The 890-nt window shown below is 64.7% G+C and carries 1 protein-coding gene; it reads right to left on the reverse strand.

What is annotated here, in order from left to right:
- On the reverse strand, positions 1-890 hold an 890-nt coding region (locus LE181_RS31910; protein WP_225665104.1), incomplete at both ends, for a phosphopantetheine-binding protein.

Genomic DNA, 890 nt, shown 5'->3' on the forward strand with positions numbered 1-890 from the left:
ATGATGCTGTCGCCGCCGAGGTCGAAGAAGTTGTCATCGACACCCACCGACGGCAACGCCAGAACCTCAGCCATCACCGCACACAACAACGCCTCCCGCTCATCACGAGGCGCCCTGGAAGTCGACGCTCCCGAGAAATCAGGCGCCGGCAAAGCACGCCGGTCCAGCTTCCCGTTCACCGTCATCGGCAGCACATCCAACGGCACAAACGCCGCCGGCACCATGTACTCCGGCAACCGCTCCTCGGCAAACACCCGAAGAGCACTCACCAACGCACCCAACTGCCGCGAACCCAGCGGATTGTTCACATGCGCCGAAGGCTCCAACCGCCCCGCCGGCACATACACACCCGCCAACGCCTCCTCATCCACCCCGAACACCGCATCCAACCGACCCGCAGCACCCGAGGAATACGTCACCCGCACCCCCAGACCACACCGCCCGGCCAACGCGAACAACACCTCAGGATCCACACCCGACTCACCAGCCGAATCCAGCGCCGCCAACGCATCAGCCACCGGCCGGCCCTCCGCCAGCACCTGAACCGCAGCCAGCTCACCCGCCACCCGCGCATCCGGAATCCCCGACACACGAACCGGCAGATCCATACCCGCCACAAGCCGGCGCTCCAGATCCTCCAGACCCAGCACATCCACGCCGAAACGCAGAACCGCCACATCCGTCACATCACGCGCACCCGACGGAGCCGTCCGCAACACCACATCAAAACGATGCCGAACCAGCTCATTACCACCACGACCACGCTTGACCTGAACATCCACCGCCACGAACGCCGGAACCTGCCGCGCCACCGCCGCGAAATACTCAGGATCGACCAAAAGCTCCTTCTCCATCATCACGGCCTGCTCGACCGCACGCGACAACTCCGC

Origin of the sequence: Streptomyces sichuanensis (assembly GCF_020328095.1) — a bacterium.
Lineage (GTDB): Bacteria > Actinomycetota > Actinomycetes > Streptomycetales > Streptomycetaceae > Streptomyces > Streptomyces cinnamoneus.